The sequence below is a fragment of the Streptomyces sp. NPDC055955 genome (assembly GCF_042270245.1).
In the GTDB taxonomy this organism is placed as follows: Bacteria; Actinomycetota; Actinomycetes; order Streptomycetales; family Streptomycetaceae; genus Streptomyces.
The window spans coordinates 87,290-104,318 of record NZ_JBHJYS010000008.1 but is presented as its reverse complement, the minus strand read 5'-3'; the positions used below and the strand labels follow the sequence as shown (position 1 = coordinate 104,318).

15 protein-coding genes are annotated in these 17,029 nt (G+C 71.5%); 9 read left to right on the top strand and 6 right to left on the bottom strand.

Features of this window, described 5'->3' with window-relative positions; genetic code table 11:
* Position 1: 1 nt before the first annotated feature.
* From ACFC96_RS18085 to ACFC96_RS18075, 3 genes are all read right to left on the bottom strand, one after another.
* Entirely contained in the window at positions 2–454 is a 453-nt protein-coding gene (locus ACFC96_RS18085; RefSeq protein ID WP_376613101.1) for a hypothetical protein, read from the bottom strand.
* Positions 455–637: 183 nt separating this feature from the next.
* Positions 638–1,318 (bottom strand): glycerophosphodiester phosphodiesterase, encoded by a 681-nt coding sequence (locus ACFC96_RS18080; RefSeq protein WP_376613099.1) that lies wholly within the window; start codon positions 1,316–1,318, stop codon positions 638–640.
* Positions 1,319–1,339: 21 nt separating this feature from the next.
* Positions 1,340–2,374 carry an adenosine deaminase gene (locus ACFC96_RS18075; RefSeq protein ID WP_376259102.1) on the bottom strand — a complete coding sequence of 345 codons (1,035 nt, stop codon included), beginning with the start codon at positions 2,372–2,374 and terminating at the stop codon, positions 1,340–1,342.
* 135 nt (positions 2,375–2,509) lie between these two features.
* Between ACFC96_RS18075 and ACFC96_RS18070 the strand changes: the two genes are divergently transcribed.
* Positions 2,510–3,520, top strand: a complete 1,011-nt coding sequence (locus tag ACFC96_RS18070) for a hypothetical protein (RefSeq protein WP_376613097.1) — start codon at positions 2,510–2,512, stop codon at positions 3,518–3,520.
* A 49-nt stretch (positions 3,521–3,569) separates the two neighbouring features.
* On the opposite strand, the gene ACFC96_RS18065 is transcribed toward ACFC96_RS18070, so the two are convergent.
* Entirely contained in the window at positions 3,570–4,157 is a 588-nt protein-coding gene (locus ACFC96_RS18065; protein ID WP_376613095.1) for an NADAR family protein, read from the bottom strand.
* A gap of 206 nt (positions 4,158–4,363) precedes the next feature.
* Between ACFC96_RS18065 and ACFC96_RS18060 the strand changes: the two genes are divergently transcribed.
* The 7 genes from ACFC96_RS18060 (at position 4,364) to ACFC96_RS18030 (ending at position 12,168) form a co-directional block, all read left to right on the top strand.
* A complete protein-coding gene (locus tag ACFC96_RS18060; protein ID WP_376613093.1) occupies positions 4,364–5,893 on the top strand; it encodes a gamma-aminobutyraldehyde dehydrogenase in 1,530 nt (509 codons plus the stop codon).
* Positions 5,894–5,963: 70 nt separating this feature from the next.
* Positions 5,964–7,211: a spermidine/putrescine ABC transporter substrate-binding protein gene (locus ACFC96_RS18055; RefSeq protein ID WP_376259094.1), complete on the top strand. Its 1,248-nt coding sequence runs from the start codon at positions 5,964–5,966 to the stop codon at positions 7,209–7,211.
* A 48-nt stretch (positions 7,212–7,259) separates the two neighbouring features.
* The gene (locus tag ACFC96_RS18050; protein ID WP_376259091.1) at positions 7,260–8,414 is read left to right on the top strand and encodes an ABC transporter ATP-binding protein; all 1,155 of its coding nucleotides are present in this window, start codon (positions 7,260–7,262) and stop codon (positions 8,412–8,414) included.
* Positions 8,411–9,355: an ABC transporter permease gene (locus tag ACFC96_RS18045; protein ID WP_376259089.1), complete on the top strand. Its 945-nt coding sequence runs from the start codon at positions 8,411–8,413 to the stop codon at positions 9,353–9,355. The genes ACFC96_RS18050 and ACFC96_RS18045 overlap by 4 nt, the downstream gene beginning before the upstream one ends.
* Positions 9,355–10,152 carry an ABC transporter permease gene (locus tag ACFC96_RS18040; protein ID WP_376259087.1) on the top strand — a complete coding sequence of 266 codons (798 nt, stop codon included), beginning with the start codon at positions 9,355–9,357 and terminating at the stop codon, positions 10,150–10,152. Before ACFC96_RS18045 ends, ACFC96_RS18040 begins: the two co-directional genes overlap by 1 nt.
* Before the next feature lie 13 nt (positions 10,153–10,165).
* Positions 10,166–11,593: an NAD(P)/FAD-dependent oxidoreductase gene (locus ACFC96_RS18035; RefSeq protein WP_376613091.1), complete on the top strand. Its 1,428-nt coding sequence runs from the start codon at positions 10,166–10,168 to the stop codon at positions 11,591–11,593.
* Between the two features lie 116 nt (positions 11,594–11,709).
* Positions 11,710–12,168 (top strand): hypothetical protein, encoded by a 459-nt coding sequence (locus ACFC96_RS18030; RefSeq protein WP_376259084.1) that lies wholly within the window; start codon positions 11,710–11,712, stop codon positions 12,166–12,168.
* Positions 12,169–12,186: 18 nt separating this feature from the next.
* Here the strand turns inward: ACFC96_RS18030 and ACFC96_RS18025 are convergent, their stop codons facing one another.
* Positions 12,187–12,873 (bottom strand): phosphatase PAP2 family protein, encoded by a 687-nt coding sequence (locus tag ACFC96_RS18025; RefSeq protein ID WP_376613090.1) that lies wholly within the window; start codon positions 12,871–12,873, stop codon positions 12,187–12,189.
* Between the two features lie 271 nt (positions 12,874–13,144).
* Positions 13,145–14,479, bottom strand: coding sequence for a 4-aminobutyrate--2-oxoglutarate transaminase (gene gabT / locus ACFC96_RS18020; RefSeq protein WP_376613088.1), 1,335 nt, complete (start codon positions 14,477–14,479; stop codon positions 13,145–13,147).
* Positions 14,480–14,708: 229 nt separating this feature from the next.
* Here gabT and ACFC96_RS18015 point away from each other — a divergent pair, with 229 nt between their 5' ends.
* Positions 14,709–16,925: an ATP-binding protein gene (locus ACFC96_RS18015; protein WP_376259077.1), complete on the top strand. Its 2,217-nt coding sequence runs from the start codon at positions 14,709–14,711 to the stop codon at positions 16,923–16,925.
* Positions 16,926–17,029: the final 104 nt, after the last annotated feature.

Here is a 17,029-nt window from a genome sequence, read left to right as displayed (position 1 = left end):
GTCAGTTCCACAGCGGAGTGGTCGTGACCTGCTGGAACGCCTCCGGGTGGCCGTTCGGGTAGGTGAGCGTGATGCGGGAGTAGTGCTGGGTGTCCTGGTGCTTGGTCCAGGACTGCGGGTGGTCGAGGCGGACCGTGACGCGGTACGAGCGGAACTTGCCCGCGGCGCAGTACGGCTTGCAGTCGTTCACCCAGCTCGTGCCCGTGGCCACCGCCTTGCTCGGGCCCCATTGCGACCAGTGGAGCGAGGTGAGGCGGCTGTTGCCGTCCCCGCACGCGAGCAGGAAGTCCGTGGGGCGCACCTGGGGCTGCCAGGTGCAGCTGACGATCACGGGGCCGCCGGTCCCATGCTGCGGCTTCGGCGCCGCGGCGGAGGCGGAGGCCGGCGCCATGGCTGCTGCGAGGGACGCGGTGGCACAGAGTGCGAGCGCTGCCTTCAGTGTGTTGCTCCGCAAAGTAAGCTCCCGGCCGATCGGGGGGCTCTGGGCCCCGTGGTGCTCGTTCCGACGCTAGAGCCGCGACGTGAGATGCGCCACTCGAACAGGCTAACGTCGCTCGGACGGGTGCAGGCGGGCAGGTCAGCGCTTGATCGCCACCATGCCGAGGCCCCCGCGACAGGTCGTGCGGGGGCCGGGCGATCAGGCGCCGCGCAGCCCGCGCAGGACGTCGATGCGGTTCGTCGTGATCGAGTCGACGCCGAGGTCGAGCAGACGCCGCATCGCCGACTTCGTGTCCGGGGTCCACGCGGAGACCAGCAGGCCCTGACGGTGCACCTGGGCCGTCAGCTCCCGACCGACCAGCGGGAAGCGGTAGTTGAGCCAGGCGGGCCTGATCGCTTCGAGCACGCCGGGCCGCGGCGGGGCCAGCGACGTCCAGGTCAGCGCGATCTCGGCGGCCGGGTCCGCGCGCCGCACCGCCAGCATCGTCTCCGCGCCCGCGCAGTAGTAGGCACGCTCGTCGGCGCCGCAGTCACGGACGGCGCCGACGACCGTACGGACCGTGCGCGCGTCCGCGTCCGGCAGGTCCACCATCACCCGCCGCTCGGCCAGCACCTCAAGGGCCTGTTCGAGGGTGGGCACGCCGCCCGCGGTGACGCCGCGCACCTCGTCGTACGAGAGCGCGGAGAGCGGGCGGTCGTGGTCCCACAGCCGCTTGAGCGTGGAGTCGTGCAGCAGCACGGGCACGCCGTCCCGGGTCAGACGGACGTCGATCTCGACCGCGTCCGCCCCCTGCTCCAGCGCGGAGCGAAGGGAGGCGAGGGTGTTCTCACGGACGCGGTAGGGGTCACCCCGGTGGGCCACGGCAGTCACGGTACGCATGGCCCCATTGTGGTCAGCCGGTCATGCCCGGGCGAGCCACGTGTCCGTGTAGGTGTCGATCTCCGCGGCGATGCGGGCCTTGCCCGGCTCGTCGAGGAACGACGCGTCCACCGCGTTCCTGGCGAGCGCGGCCACGCCCCGCTCGTCGAGGTCGAGGAGGCGGGCGGCCACGGCGTACTCGGTGTTGAGGTCCGTGCCGAACATCGGCGGGTCGTCGGAGTTGACGGTGACGACGACCCCGGCGTCGACGAACTGCCTGATGGGGTGCTCCTCGAGGGTCTTCACGGCACGCGTCGCGATGTTCGACGTCGGGCAGACCTCGAGCGGGATGCGGTGCTCGGCGAGGTGGGCGAGGAGCTTCGGGTCCTGGGCGGACGTCGTGCCGTGGCCGATGCGTTCGGCGCCGAGGTGGACCAGCGCGTCCCAGACCGTCTCCGGGCCCGTCGTCTCGCCCGCGTGCGGCACGGAGTGCAGGCCCGCGGCGATCGCGCGGTCGAAGTAGGGCTTGAACTGGGGGCGCGGCACGCCGATTTCGGGTCCGCCGAGCCCGAAGGAGACCAGGCCCTCCGGGCGGATCGTGTCGGTGGTCGCGAGCCGCACGGTCTCCTCGGCGGACTCGAGCCCCGCCTCGCCGGGGATGTCGAAGCACCAGCGCAGCACGGTGCCGAACTCTGCCTCGGCCGCCTTGCGGGCGTCCTCGATCGCCTCCATGAAGGCGTACTCGTCGATGCCGCGGCGGACGGAGGAGTACGGGGTGATGGTCAGCTCGGCGTAGCGAACGTTCTGCCGGGCCATGTCCCGCGCGACCTCGAAGGTGAGGAGGCGGACGTCCTCGGGAGTGCGCACGAGGTCGACGACCGAGAGGTATACGTCGATGAAGTGCGCGAAGTCCGTGAACGTGAAGTAGTCGGCCAGCGCCTCGGGGTCCGTGGGGACCTTGGAGTCCGGGTGGCGGGCCGCGAGGGTGGAGACGATCCGGGGGGACGCCGAGCCGACGTGGTGCACATGCAGCTCTGCCTTCGGCAGTCCGGCGATGAAGGCATGCAGATCGGTCACGGATTCCTCCCCAGGAACTTGGTTGATCGGCTGATCGGTGGGTCGCAGTCATCGTAGGCGTGCCCCGGCCGTGCCCCGGCGGCGGCCGTAGCATGACGGGACGTCTGGGTGGGAGAAGAAGGGGACGAGCGAGCGATGTCCGAGGACACAGAGGGCAGAGAGGGCGCCGAGGGCGCCGACGGTCCGGCCCCTTCGCCGGAGCGCGGGACGGGGGACCGGGGAGCGGGGGACGCGCCCGAGGGCAGGGTGTCGCTGGGGAAACGGGAGACGGACCCGTGGGCGGCCCCGGCGGACCCGGGCCCGCGGGACGGGGTGCCGCGGAATGCCGCCGGTCCCGCCGGTCCGGCGCCCGCGCATCCGTTCGCCCCGCCGTCGCTGGGGGAGACGCCGGTGGACCCGTTCACGCCGCCGCCCCATGCCGAGACGCAGGTGGACGCCTTCGCCGCGCCGTCGTCCCCGTCCTCACCCACTCCGCCCGGCGAGCCGTACAACCCGTTCGCTCCGCCCTCCCAGGGCTCCGCGCCGGCCCCCGGGCCCTGGTCGCCACAGCCGCAGCACCCTTACCCGTACGCCCAGCCGCCGGGTGCCCCTTATGCGATACCCCCCGGCTACCCGGCGACGCAGGCCGGGGCCCCCTGGGCACCGGGGGCCAACCCCTTCGCGCCGCCCGGGGAACCCGTGCCCCCGCCGCCCGTCTCGCCCGACGGGCCCGGGCAGATGCACTACGGCCACCCGGCCGCCGCGTACGGCTACGGACGCCACGCGGCGACCGGCCCGGCCCCGATGCCCTACGGAGGTCCCGGCTACGGCTGGCCCGGGATGCAGCCACGCCCCGCGAACGGCATGGGCGTCGCCGCTCTGACGCTCGGGATCATCTCGGCCGTCGGCTTCATCCTGTGGCCGATCGCGATCGTGGTCGGGATCCTCGCCATCATCTTCGGCGCCATCGGTCGCGCGAAGGCGACGCGGGGCGAGGCCACGAACCGTGGCCAGGCGCTGGCCGGAGTGATCTGCGGCATCGGCGGTCTGGTGCTCGCGCTGGTCCTGATGTTCTTCGTCATCGCCGACAGCGGCTCGTCGAGCGGCAGCGACAGCAGCGACGACAGCGGCTACTCCGCATCCCTGTTGCAGGACGCCGTCCTGTAGAACACCGCCTGTCGGACACCGGCAACGGGGGCGGGACCGGGCCGGGCCGTCAGGCCCGGTCCGCCAGTCGCTCACGCGCCGCCATCAGCGCGAACCCGAGCAGATTGGGCCCCCGCCACCGCCGGGGGTCGCCGGCGGCCTCCGCGTCGGCCGCGAGTCCGATGCCCCACACGCGGTCGAGCGGGCTCGCCTCGACCAGGACGTGCTCGCCCGTCCCGAGCAGGAACTCCCGCAGATCCGCGTGCGCCGCGAACTTGTGCACGCTGCCCTCGACGACGATCCCGAACCGCTCGCGCGCCCAGGTGTCCTCGTCGAAGCCGCGCACGAGGCGCCCCGCCTTCTTGGCCTGCGAGGGATGCGCCGCCCCGACGGCTCTGCGCTCGGCCTCCGCGTCCCCGAACAGCCGGGCCTTCGCGGCCATCATCCAGTGCTCGGCCGTCGCGTACTCGACCCCGTCCACCGTGAACGGCGCCACCCACCACTGACTGAGGCAGCTCGCCCCGATCGTGCCGTCCGCCCGCGGTGTGTGCCCCCAGAAGTACAGGTACTTGACCCGTACACCCGCTTCCACGGCCCTGACCAGCGAGTCCCGATCGTGGATGGTCGCGTTCCCCTCAGGCTTGTCGATCTTCCCCATGCACGCGAGTCTGGCACGCACCACGGACACTCCGTCCTTGGTTTTTCGGGGGGACTCGACACCTGGTCGACAGATTCCGTCGCGTAACCAAAAGGCAACAACGGAATCACTTGTTGCGGTACATCGCCTCTGCCAGGATCGGCACTCAAATCGAGCTGGAGCTACGCCGGCCCCGCGTGACGGGGCTCCGGCGGAGGAGAGCGATAATGCACAACCCTGGCAACAGCACCCGCTTCCAGGCCCAGGACCGGTTCGCCGACGGCGCCCAGTACATCGCGGGCCGCCTCACCAAGGGCACATCCGGCCGCACCCACGCAGTCGTCGACCCGGCCACGGGCCAGGACGTCTACACGTACGAACTGGCCGGCACCGAGGACGTCGACGCCGCCGTCGAGGCCGCCCGCGAGGCCTTCCCCGGCTGGGCCGGCGCCACCCCCGGCGAGCGCTCCGACGCGATGCACCGCTTCGCGGGAGTCCTGGCCGAGCGCGCCGAGGACCTCGCCCAGGCCGAGTCCCTGCAGTGCGGCAAGCCCCTCAAGCTGAGCCGCGAGTTCGACGTCCCCGGGACCGTCGACAACACCGCGTTCTTCGCGGGCGCCGCCCGGCATCTCCAGGGCCAGTCCGCCGGCGAGTACAGCGGCGACCACACCTCGTACGTGCGGCGCGAGGCCATCGGTGTCGTCGGGTCCATCGCTCCCTGGAACTACCCGCTCCAGATGGCCGCCTGGAAGGTCCTCCCGGCGATCGCGGCGGGCAACACCATCGTGCTCAAGCCCGCCGAGCTGACCCCGCTCACCTCCCTCCTGTTCGCGCAGGCCGCGACAGAGGCGGGCATCCCCGACGGTGTCGTCAACATCGTCACGGGCGCGGGCAGGGACGCCGGCGAGCACCTCGTCGCCCACCCCGATGTCGCCATGACCTCCTTCACCGGGTCGACGGGCGTCGGCAAGCGTGTCGCCGAGATCGCCACCTCCACCGTGAAGCGGCTGCACCTGGAGCTCGGCGGCAAGGCGCCGTTCGTCGTGTTCGACGACGCCGACCTGGAGGCCGCCGTGCACGGCGCGGTCGCGGGCGCCCTCATCAACACGGGCCAGGACTGCACCGCCGCCACGCGCGCGTACGTGCAACGCCCCCTCTACGACGCCTTCGTGCAGGGCGTGGCGGACCTCATGGAGGGCATCCGGGTCGGTGACCCGTTCGCCCCGGACACCGACCTCGGTCCCCTGATCTCGCACGCCCAGCGCGACCGCGTCGCCGGATTCGTCGACCGGGCCCGCTCCTACGCGCGCGTGGTCGCCGGCGGCGTCGTCCCCCGGGGCGACCTCGAGAAGGGCGCGTACTACCGGCCGACCCTCGTCGCGGACGCCGCCCAGGACAGTGAGATCGTCCAGGCCGAGATCTTCGGCCCGGTGCTCGTCGTGCTGCCCTTCGACAGCGACGACGAAGGCATCCGCCTCGCCAACGACACCCCCTACGGCCTGGCCGCCTCGGCCTGGACGAGGGACGTGTTCCGGGCGAACCGCGCCACCCGCGACATCAAGGCGGGCTGCGTCTGGGTCAACGACCACATCCCGATCCTCAGCGAGATGCCGCACGGCGGCTACAAGGCGTCCGGCTTCGGCAAGGACATGTCTGCCTACTCCTTCGAGGAGTACACGCAGATCAAGCACGTCATGTTCGACAACACCGCGGTCGCCCGCAAGGACTGGCACCGCACGATCTTCGGGGACCGATAGTCATCGGGCCGCCCACAGGGCGGCCGCACACCCTCCCGCAAGGGACCCTCCCGAAAGGGCATCCAAGCGCATGGAGCAGTACGAGCCCGACAGCCTGTCCCCGGTACAACTCGCCGCCATGCGGCGCAGTTTCCGCAACGGCAGGGCGGCCATGACCCGCCGTTCCCTGCTGCGCGCCTCCGCGGGCGGCGCGCTCGCCGTCGGCGGGATCGGGTCGCTGAGCGCCTGCGGCATCCCCGCGGCGAGCAAGACCCAGGGCGGCGTCTCGTCCGAGGACCACTCGGACAAGGAGAAGGTGGTCAACTTCTCCAACTGGACCGAGTACATCGACCTCAGCGACGACGAGAAGCACCGGCCCACCCTGGACGCGTTCACCAAGCGCACCGGGATCCAGGTCAAGTACACCGAGGACATCAACGACAACGTCGAGTTCTTCGGCAAGATCAAGCCCCAGCTCGCGGCGGGCCAGGACACCGGCCGGGACATCATCGTCCTGACCGACTGGCTGGCCGCGCGGCTGATCCGCTTCGGCTGGGTCCAGAAGCTCGACCCCGCCAACCTGCCCCACGCGTACGCCAACCTGTCCTCCCAGTTCCGCAGCCCCGACTGGGACCCGGGCCGGGCCTACTCGTACCCGTGGCAGGGCATCGCCGTGGTCGTCGCGTACAACACCAAGGCCACGAACGGCCGGGAGGTCACCTCGGTCTCGCAGCTGCTCGACGACCCCAAGCTGAAGGGCAAGGTCGGCCTGCTCTCCGAGATGCGCGACACCGTCGGGATGATGCTGCTCGACATGGGCAAGGACCCGGGCACCTTCACCGCCGACGACTTCGACGCGGCGATAGCCCGGATGCAGAAGGCCGTCGACAGCAAGCAGGTCCGCCGCTTCACCGGCAACGACTACATCTCCGACCTGAGCAAGGGCGACCTCGCGGCCTGTCTCGCCTGGTCGGGCGACATCGTGCAACTCCAGGTGGACAACCCCGACATCAAGTTCCACATCCCCGACAGCGGCTTCATGTACGGGACGGACAACATGCTGATCCCCAACAAGGCCCGTCACAAGACGAACGCCGAACGGCTCATCGACTACTACTACGAGCCTCCGGTCGCCGCCGAGCTGGCCGCCTGGATCAACTACGTCACCCCCGTCGACGGCGTGAAGCCCGAACTCGCCAAGATCGACAAGAAGATCGCGAACGACCCGCTGATCGTTCCCGACAAGACCATGAGTGCCAAGGCGCACGGCTTCCGCTCGCTCACGTCCAAGGAAGACAAGGCGTTCGAGGAGAAGTTCGCCCAGCTCACCGGCGCGTGAGAACCGCAGCACCGAGCCCCCTGACCCCACGACTCCCTGGACTGCACCATGACGACAGACCACGGCGGCGACGTCCGCCTTGCCGGGATCAGCAAGACCTACGGCTCCTTCACCGCCGTCAAGCCGCTGGACCTGACCGTGCCGCAGGGCTCCTTCTTCGCCCTCCTCGGCGCCTCGGGCTGCGGCAAGACCACGACCCTGCGGATGATCGCGGGGCTCGAGGAGCCCAGCTCCGGCACGGTCATGCTCGGCGACCAGGACGTCACCGCGCTGCCTCCCTACAAGCGCCCGGTGAACACCGTCTTCCAGTCGTACGCGCTCTTCCCGCACCTCGACATCTTCGAGAACGTCGCCTTCGGCCTGCGCCGACGCGGCATCAAGTCCGTGAAGAAGCAGGTCGGTGAGATGCTCGACCTGGTCCAGCTCGGCGAGCAGGCCCGCAAGAAGCCGCACCAGCTCTCCGGCGGCCAGCAGCAGCGCGTCGCCGTGGCGCGCGCCCTGATCAACCACCCCAAGGTGCTGCTCCTCGACGAGCCGCTGGGCGCTCTCGACCTCAAGCTGCGCCGCCAGATGCAGCTCGAACTCAAGCGCATCCAGACCGAGGTGGGCATCACGTTCGTCCATGTCACGCACGACCAGGAGGAGGCCATGACCATGGCCGACACCGTCGCCGTGATGAACGCGGGCCGCGTCGAACAGCTGGGCGCCCCGGCCGACCTGTACGAGAACCCGGGCTCCACGTTCGTCGCCAACTTCCTCGGCACGTCGAACTTCATCGAGGCCGAGGTGGCGGGCCGCAGTGGCGAGGACCTCATCCTGAAGGCCGGTGACGGCAAGCTCGTCCTGCCCGCCGCCCGCTGTACGGCCGCCACCACCACCGGCGGGAAGGTCCTCGTCGGCGTGCGCCCCGAGAAGATCTCCCTCACCCACGCCGACGACGCGGGCTCCATACCCGACGGCCGCAACCGCATCACCGGCCGCGTCGCCGACAGCAGCTTCATCGGCGTCTCCACGCAGTACGTCGTCGACAGCCCGCTCTGCGACGCCTTCGAGGTCTACTCCCAGAACATCGAGCGCGACAGCCGGCTCGCCCCCGGCGCCGAGGTCGTCCTGCACTGGAACCCGGCGCACACCTTCGGCCTCGACGCCACCCAGGACATCGAGGCGGGCGCCGCGAAGGTCGAGGAGGACGCCGCCGCATGACGACCGTCACCGACACCCCCGCGGCGCCGGCGGACAACCCCGCGGCGCCGGCCGGCAAGACCGCGCGCCCGCCGCGCAAGCGCGGCCGCCTCGTCCCGTACTGGCTGCTGCTGCCCGGCCTCCTGTGGCTGGTCGTCTTCTTCGCCCTGCCGATGGTCTACCAGGCGTCGACGTCGATCCAGACGGGCTCCCTGGAGGACGGCTTCAAGGTCACCTGGCACTTCGCGACCTACTGGGACGCGCTCGGTGACTACTGGCCGCAGTTCCTGCGCTCGGTGCTGTACGCGGGCGCCGCCACGATCCTGTGCCTGGCGCTCGGCTACCCGCTGGCCTACCTCATCGCCTTTCGCGCGGGACGCTGGCGCAACGTCGTCCTCATCCTCGTCATCGCGCCGTTCTTCACCAGCTTCCTGATCCGCACGCTGGCCTGGAAGACGATCCTGTCCGACAGCGGCCCGGTCGTCAGCACGCTGAACGCCCTGCACGTCCTGGACGTCACGAGCTGGATCGGCATGACGGACGGCGACCGCGTCCTCGCGACCCCGCTCGCCGTGATCTGCGGACTCACGTACAACTTCCTGCCGTTCATGATCCTGCCGCTCTACACCTCGCTGGAGCGCATCGACGGACGGCTGCACGAGGCCGCGGGCGACCTGTACGCCACGCCCGCCACCACCTTCCGCAAGGTGACGTTCCCGCTGTCCATGCCGGGCGTCGTCTCCGGCACGCTGCTCACCTTCATCCCCGCCGCCGGTGACTACGTCAACGCGGACCTGCTCGGCTCCACCGACACCCGCATGGTCGGCAACGTCATCCAGACGCAGTTCCTGCGCATCCTGGACTACCCGACGGCGGCGGCGCTCTCCTTCATCCTGATGGCCGCGATCCTGATCATGGTCACCGTCTATATCCGCCGGTCCGGAACGGAGGACTTGGTCTGATGCCCTTCGTACGCTGGCTGCGCCGCAATCTCGTCGTCATCGCGGGTCTGGTCACCCTCGGCTATCTGCTCCTGCCCAACGTCATCGTGACGGTGTTCTCCTTCAACAAGCCGAAGGGGCGCTTCAACTACGAGTGGCAGGCGTTCTCGCTCGACGCGTGGACGAACCCCTGCGGCGTCGCCGACATGTGCGGCTCACTGTCGCTGAGCCTCCAGATCGCCCTGTGGGCGACGATCGGCGCCACCGTCCTCGGCACGATGATCGCCTTCGCCCTGGTCCGATACCGCTTCCGCGCCCGCGGCGCCGTGAACTCACTGATCTTCCTGCCGATGGCGATGCCCGAGGTCGTCATGGCCGCCTCGCTGCTCACGCTCTTCCTCAACATGGGCGCGCAGCTCGGCTTCTGGACGATCCTGATCGCCCACATCATGTTCTGCCTCAGCTTCGTCGTGACGGCCGTCAAGGCGCGCGTCATGTCGATGGACCCGCGCCTCGAACAGGCCGCCCAGGACCTCTACGCCGGTCCCGTCCAGACCTTCGTACGGGTCACCCTGCCGATCGCCGCGCCGGGCATCGCGGCGGGCGCGCTGCTCGCCTTCGCGCTCTCCTTCGACGACTTCATCATCACCAACTTCAACGCGGGCTCGACCGTGACCTTCCCCATGTTCGTCTGGGGATCGGCGCAGCGCGGCACGCCCGTTCAGATCAATGTCATCGGTACGGCGATGTTCGTCGTCGCCGTGCTGCTCGTCCTTGCCGCGATGCTGGTCGGCAAGCGTAAGAACAAGGCAGTTTGAGGGAGTTGAAATCATGGCCGCACGTGCCATGAACCGTGGTAACGACTGGATCAAGTCACTGGCGGACGCCAAGCCGCTGTCCTACTGGCTGGACGACCCCGGCAGGCCCGAGGCCCGGCCGGCGCTCACCGGTGACGAGCGCTGCGACCTGCTGGTCGTCGGCGGTGGCTACAGCGGCCTGTGGACCGCGCTCCTCGCCAAGGAGCGCGACCCCGGGCGCGATGTGGTCCTGCTCGAAGGGCAGGAGGTGGGCTGGGCGGCGTCCGGCCGCAACGGAGGCTTCTGTGCCGCCTCCCTCACCCACGGCGTCGCGAACGGACTGGCCCGCTGGCCGGGCGAGATCGGGAAGCTGGAGGAGCTCGGCAACCGCAACCTCGACGCGATCGAGGACGCGGTCGCCCGCTACTCCATCGACTGCGACTTCGAGCGCACCGGCGAACTGGACGTGGCCACCGAGCCGCACCAGGTCACGGAACTCCAGGAGTTCCACCAGGAACTGACCGAGGCCGGGCTCGCCGGCGGCACCGAGCTGCTCGACGCCGACGCGACCCGCGAACAGGTCGACTCGCCGACCTTCCTCGGCGCCCTGTACGACCGGCGCGGCGTCGCGATGCTGCACCCCGCCAAGCTCGCCTGGGGCCTCAAGCAGGCCTGCCTCGACCTCGGCGTGCGCATCCACGAGCACACCCCCGCGCTCGAACTCTCCTCGTCCGGCGCCGGGACCGCGGTCCGCACCCCCTACGGGCGCGTCTTCGCCCAGCACGTCGCGCTCGGCACGAACGTCTTCCCGTCCCTGGTCAAGCGCGTGCGCGCGTACACCGTCCCGGTCTACGACTACGCGCTGATGACCGAGCCCCTGACCGACGACCAGCTGGCCTCCATCGGCTGGAAGAACCGCCAGGGCCTCGGCGACTCGGCCAACCAGTTCCACTACTTCCGGCTGTCCGCGGACAACCGGATCCTGTGGGGCGGCTACGACGCGATCTATCCCTACGGCGGCCGGGTGCGCGCCGAGTACGACCACAGGCCCGAGACGTACGCGAAACTCGCCGGCCAGTTCTTCACGTGCTTCCCGCAGCTGGAGGGAGTGCGCTTCAGCCATGCGTGGGGCGGCGCCATCGACACGTGCTCCCGCTTCTCGGCGTTCTTCGGTACGGCCCACAAGGGCCGCGTCGCGTACGCCGCCGGGTACACCGGCCTCGGCGTGGGCGCGACCCGCTTCGGCGCGGACGTGATGCTCGACCTGCTCTCCGGCGAGCGCACGGAGCGCACGGAACTGGAGATGGTCCGCACGAAGCCGCTGCCCTTCCCGCCCGAGCCGTTCGCCTACACCGGGATCGCGCTCACCAAGTGGTCCCTGGCGCGCGCCGACGACAACGGCGGCCGGCGCAACCTGTGGCTGAAGGCGATGGACAAGGTGGGCCTCGGCTTCGACAGCTGACCCGAGTCCGCGACAACTCGTGGGCCGAACCCGCGTAATGCTCGCGCCCCGGCCTCCTCTCCCTGGTGACACGCACAGCTTTCGGCGGTTGCGTACCAGGAAGAGGAGGTCCCGCCATGACTGGCTCGGGGGCGAAGTCGGCGGTCGAGTGGCTGGCGTCCGTGGCGCCTGATCCGGACGCCTGCCGCTGGGAATGGGAGCGCAACCCCCTCGGGGTCGCGCTCCTTCCCGCGGGCAGGCTCTGGGACGTACTGATCCTCCCCGGCGAGCTGGGGTATCCGACGCTGGACGTGCTCACCCGCGTCATAGACCGCCCGGGCCCCGTGCTCGCCGACTTCGGTGACGCCCGTATGGGCTTCTTCGTGCCCTCCGGCACGGCCACCCGCTGGCTCGGCACAGGGGTGCGGGGCGCCGGTCGCGGCACCTGGATCGTCGTGCCGCATCCCCATCCGGGCCGCGCCGCCGGCGGGGTCCGCTGGCTGATCCCGCCCGACGGCTCGGGCACCCTCACCGACCCGACCGTCCTGGAGCTGGCGATGCACGAGGCGGCGGCGCGGCTCGCGCGGGACGACTAGTCCGGCGGGCCGGCCGGGTCAGCCGCGCGGCGCCCGGCCCGCCCACACCGCGCACATCGCGTACAGCAGCACCACCGAGAGGCACCAGCCGCCGACGACGTCCAGCGGCCAGTGGTAGCCGCGCCGCACCAGACCGAGGCCCACGGCCGCGTTCAGGACGGTGTAGCCGATGACGAGTTCGCGGCGCACGTAGGCACCGCGTACGTACGGCAGCAGGAGGAGCAGACAGGCGCCGTACGCGACGGCTGCCGTCGTCGCGTGTCCCGACGGGTAGAAGCCGGTGCCGGGTCCCATCACGGCCGGGCCCGTCCGGGCGACGGTCTCCTTGATCGGGACGACCAGGAGTGGGACGGCGGCCATCGTGAGCGCGGCGGTGACGGGGCGAGTCCACCAGCGGGGCGCGCCGGCGCGGCGGGCGCGCCAGGCGGCGTAGCCGAGGACGGCGGCGAGGACCGGGAGGGCGACGGTGATGTTGCCGAGGTCGGCGAGGAGCTCGGCGGCCCGCTGCGGCAGGCGGCCGGAGCTGGATCCGATCACGTCACCGAGGCGTTCGTCCGCGCGGCGCACAGCACCGCCGGCGGCGATCTGCCAGGTGAGGAAGAGGAAGAGCAGGGCGCTCAGAACGGCGGCCCAGCGGAAAATGGCCGGCCGCCCCGGAACAGGGGGGGTAGTTCCGAGGCGGCCGATCTGATCGGTTTGCCGCACGCCCCGGGGGGTTTGGGGCGGGCGGCCATCCGATCGGTGAGGAGTTCCGGAGCCGGAAGCTCCGGGTGTGTGCGCGAGGGCACGACCAGGGCGGGGCTGGGGAGGCTCCGTCCCGGTTTCGCCCACAGTCCCCTGTGGGCGGGGTGTTTCTCTCATCTGCAGAAACCGTACGGCAGGGCGTGGGTGTCCGACAGCCGGAACGGCAACCCGTCATCGGCCCCGCACACGTTCTTCACACGCCCTGACCGTTGCCCGAAGTCGCCGGAGCGGCTCAGACGCCCGCGAGCGCGGTCTCGATGATGTCCAGGCCCTCGTTGAGCAGGTCGTCACCGATGACGAGCGGGGGAAGGAAGCGCAGCACGTTGCCGTAGGTGCCGCAGGTGAGGACCAGCAGACCCTCGGCGTGGCAGGCCTTGGCGAGCGCGGCGGCGGCCGCCGGGTGCGGCTCCTTGGTGTCCTTGTCCTTGACGAGCTCGATGGCGATCATCGCGCCACGGCCACGGATGTCGCCGATGATGTCGAACTTCTCGGCCATGGTGGCGAGGCGGGCCTTCATGATGGCCTCGATGTTCTTCGCCTTGGCGTTGAGGTCGAGCTCCTTCATGGTCTCGATGGCGCCGAGCGCACCGGCGCAGGCCACCGGGTTACCGCCGTAGGTGCCGCCGAGGCCGCCCGCGTGCGCGGCGTCCATGATCTCGGCGCGGCCCGTCACGGCGGCGAGCGGCAGGCCGCCCGCGATGCCCTTGGCGGTCGTGATCAGGTCGGGGACGATGCCCTCGTCCTCGCACGCGAACCACTGGCCGGTGCGGCAGAAGCCGGACTGGATCTCGTCCGCGACGAAGACGATGCCGTTGTCCGCGGCGAACTGGCGGATCGCGGGCAGGAAGCCCTTCGCCGGCTCGATGAAGCCGCCCTCGCCGAGGACCGGCTCGATGATGATCGCGGCGACGTTGTCGGCGCCGATCTGCTTGGTGATCTGGTCGATCGCCTGGGCGGAGGCCTCGGCGCCCGCGTTCTCGGCGCCGGTCAGCCAGCGGTAGCCGTAGGCCACCGGCACGCGGTAGACCTCGGGCGCGAACGGGCCGAAGCCGTTCTTGTACGGCATGTTCTTGCTGGTCAGCGCCATCGTCAGGTTCGTACGGCCGTGGTAGCCGTGGTCGAAGACGACGACGGCCTGGCGCTTGGTGTACGCACGGGCGATCTTGACGGCGTTCTCGACGGCCTCGGCGCCGGAGTTGAACAGCGCGGACTTCTTGGCGTGGTCACCCGGCGTGAGCTCGGCCAGCGCCTCGGCGACGGCCACGTAGCCCTCGTACGGCGTGACCATGAAACAGGTGTGGGTGAAGTCCTGCAGCTGGGCGGAGGCGCGGCGCACGACGGCCTCGGCGGAGGCGCCGACCGAGGTCACGGCGATGCCGGAACCGAAGTCGATCAGGCGGTTGCCGTCGACGTCCTCGATGATGCCGCCGCCGGCGCGGGCGGTGAAGACCGGCAGCGTGGAGCCCACGCCGGCCGCGACCACGGCGTTACGTCGGGCCTGCAGCTCCTGCGACTTCGGACCGGGGATGGCGGTGACGACGCGGCGCTCCTGCGGGACTGCGCTCATGCGGGGCTCCTGGGGGTGTTTCGGGTGCTTTCTTCGCAGGTTAGGGGCGAGGGGCGGGGTGGGGCATGCTCCATCCGGGCGCGGTTCGCGGATTGCGTTGTCCGCCGTGGACATAGGGCCGCGCCGCGGGGATCGCCCCAGGTCCGGCCGCGTAACCGGTGAACTCCCCCTGCGGGGGCACTAGATTGACCCGCGGACACGCAGACCGGCAGGTCAGGGGGCAAGGGCAATGGACACCGACGGCACGCAGGGCGCTGGCGGCACGCACGACGCTCGTGGCACACACGCCACACCGGTGCCGCGCCCCGCGGGGCCGGCGACGCCTCCGGCGCTATCGGCCGATGGGGGAACCGGCGGGGGAGCGGGCATCGGTTCGCCCGCGGGCCCCGCCGCCCCGCCGCCCCGCCCCACGCACGCCCCCGGCGCCGCCGGAGCGTCCGGCGGGGCTGTCGGGGCCGCCTTCCTCGGGTGGCTGCGAGCCCCGCGGCCCGCGGCCGAACCGGGCATCTGGCGGTTCGCGCACCGGCCGAGGCCCGCGCAGGAACCCGAGGTGATCCCGGCCCGGCAGCTCCTCGGCGGAGCGGTGATCGCGTTCCTCGTGGGGTGGCTCGTGTGGTCGCTGCTCTGGAACGGCTACCTCGGCGGCTGGTGGCTGCTCCCGCTGTACGCGATGATCCCCGACTCCTGGGCCCAGCCGCACTCCGTCGGCTCGGTCGTCGTGGTCTACCTGTACTACGCCGTGTTCGCCGTCGGCATCATGATCGCCGTCGGCCGGCTGGGCCGCTGGGGTGAGGTCTGGCGCCGCTACGGCCTGCCGGCCTGGCGCAAGGCCGTCCCCGTCGCCCAGGAACGCCCGCCCGCGCCCGAGGAGGACCCGGCACGCTGGCCCCAGCTCCGGGCCGCGGGCGCCGACGCCGCCGCCGACCGGCTCGCCGCCGACGCCCGCGCCGGGCTGATGCGCGACGTGGACCAGGCCCGGATCGCCCGTGCCTGGCAGGGCGTGCGCCGCGGCAGCCACCCCCTCGCCTCGTTCAGCGCGGCCGTCGTGAAGGACGGCGCCGCCGCCTGCCTGCACCCCTCCGGCGCACGCGACCTGCCCGCCCGCTCCGCCCGCCACGACCTCGCCACCGCCCAGGTCAGGATCGGCACGACCGCCGACGACCCGCGCAACCCCTACGCCTATCGCGGCACGGGCCTCGCGTTCGGGCCCGATCTGCTCGGCACCTCGCTCCTCGCCGTCGGCCCCGCGGGGGCCGGCAAGACCGGCAGCGTCGTCTGGCCGCTCGCCGAGTCCCTGTGTCTGGGCGCCCTGGCCGGCCGCGCCGCCGTCGTGGTCGTCGGCCCCGCGGGGGCCGGCCTGGGCGCCGCCGACGGCTACGACGTCGTCATCCGCATCGGCCACCCCGAGTCCGTCCACGACCTGGACCTGTACGGCGGCACGAGCGACCCGGACGAGGCCGCGGCGGTGCTCGCCGAGGCCCTCGTCGGAGACCTCGCCGACCCGCACCCCGGCGGCGACAGCCGCCGCTCCACCACCGTCATCGCCCAGCTCATCGGGCCGTACCACGCCGTCCACGGCTGCTTCCCCTCCGTGCCCGAGCTGCGCCGCCTCCTCGACGGCGCCCCGGAGCCGCTCGCCGCGCTGCGGCAGGCGCTCACCGACGCGGGGCACGAGGCGATGATCCGCGAGCTCGACGCACGCGAGCGGCAGCTGGGGCACCCGGGAGACGTGGGCGCGGTGCTCGCCGACCGGGTGGCACTCCTCGACCGGCCCGCGTTCGCCTCGTTCTTCGACACGACGGGCCGGGGCAGGCCGTTCTCCCTGCGCGCCCTCGACCACCCCGTACGCGTCCGCATCGACCTGCCCGAACGCGGGCACGCCGACGCGTCGCGGATCCTCGCGCGCCTCGTGCTCGCCCAGTTCGTCGCCAGCGCGTCCGTCCGCGACGACCGCTCGCTCTTCGCCTGCCTGATCCTGGACGACGCGACCGGCGCCGTGACCCCGCAGGCCGTGCGCGGCATCCAGCGGCTGCGGTCCGCGAACGCGGGCGCCGTCCTGACCCTGCGCACCCTCGACGACGTGCCGCGGCCCCTGCGCGGACCCCTGCTCGGCGCCGTCGGCTGCCGCATGGCCCTGTCCGGCCTCACCCCGTGGGACGGCCAGGACTTCGCCGAGGTGTGGGGCAAGGAGTGGACCGAGACCCGGGACGTCACCGACCGGCAGATCATCGCGGAGACCCCGCTCGGCAAGACCGTCCACATGCTGCGCCGCGTCATCACCGGCAACGCGCCGACCGCACGGGCCGTCACCGTCCGCCAGGTCGAGCGCGAGCGCTGGTCCGCCTCCGAACTGGCGCACGCCGTTCCGCCCGGCCACGCCGTCCTGTCCCTGACGACGGTGCGGGGCGAGCACGCGCCGCCGCTCCTGGTGGACCTGCGCGACTGAGGCGGCCCGGTGAGTGGGGGAGGCCGCGGACGTACGTACGGTGAGGCAGAATCGACACTGGTCGTTCATACGTACCGGCCAAAAGATCCACAGGATCCACCCCC

Excerpts from the sequence above, each read along its gene's own strand:
- ACFC96_RS18080 (WP_376613099.1), bottom strand. The coding sequence starts at position 1,318 with ATGCGTACCGTGACTGCCGTGGCCCACCGGGGTGACCCCTACCGCGTC.
- ACFC96_RS18070 (WP_376613097.1), top strand. The coding sequence starts at position 2,510 with ATGTCCGAGGACACAGAGGGCAGAGAGGGCGCCGAGGGCGCCGACGGT.
- ACFC96_RS18065 (WP_376613095.1), bottom strand. The coding sequence starts at position 4,157 with ATGGGGAAGATCGACAAGCCTGAGGGGAACGCGACCATCCACGATCGG.
- ACFC96_RS18060 (WP_376613093.1), top strand. The coding sequence starts at position 4,364 with ATGCACAACCCTGGCAACAGCACCCGCTTCCAGGCCCAGGACCGGTTC.
- ACFC96_RS18055 (WP_376259094.1), top strand. The coding sequence starts at position 5,964 with ATGGAGCAGTACGAGCCCGACAGCCTGTCCCCGGTACAACTCGCCGCC.
- ACFC96_RS18050 (WP_376259091.1), top strand. The coding sequence starts at position 7,260 with ATGACGACAGACCACGGCGGCGACGTCCGCCTTGCCGGGATCAGCAAG.
- ACFC96_RS18045 (WP_376259089.1), top strand. The coding sequence starts at position 8,411 with ATGACGACCGTCACCGACACCCCCGCGGCGCCGGCGGACAACCCCGCG.
- ACFC96_RS18040 (WP_376259087.1), top strand. The coding sequence starts at position 9,355 with ATGCCCTTCGTACGCTGGCTGCGCCGCAATCTCGTCGTCATCGCGGGT.
- ACFC96_RS18035 (WP_376613091.1), top strand. The coding sequence starts at position 10,166 with ATGGCCGCACGTGCCATGAACCGTGGTAACGACTGGATCAAGTCACTG.
- ACFC96_RS18030 (WP_376259084.1), top strand. The coding sequence starts at position 11,710 with ATGACTGGCTCGGGGGCGAAGTCGGCGGTCGAGTGGCTGGCGTCCGTG.
- gabT (WP_376613088.1), bottom strand. The coding sequence starts at position 14,479 with ATGAGCGCAGTCCCGCAGGAGCGCCGCGTCGTCACCGCCATCCCCGGT.
- ACFC96_RS18015 (WP_376259077.1), top strand. The coding sequence starts at position 14,709 with ATGGACACCGACGGCACGCAGGGCGCTGGCGGCACGCACGACGCTCGT.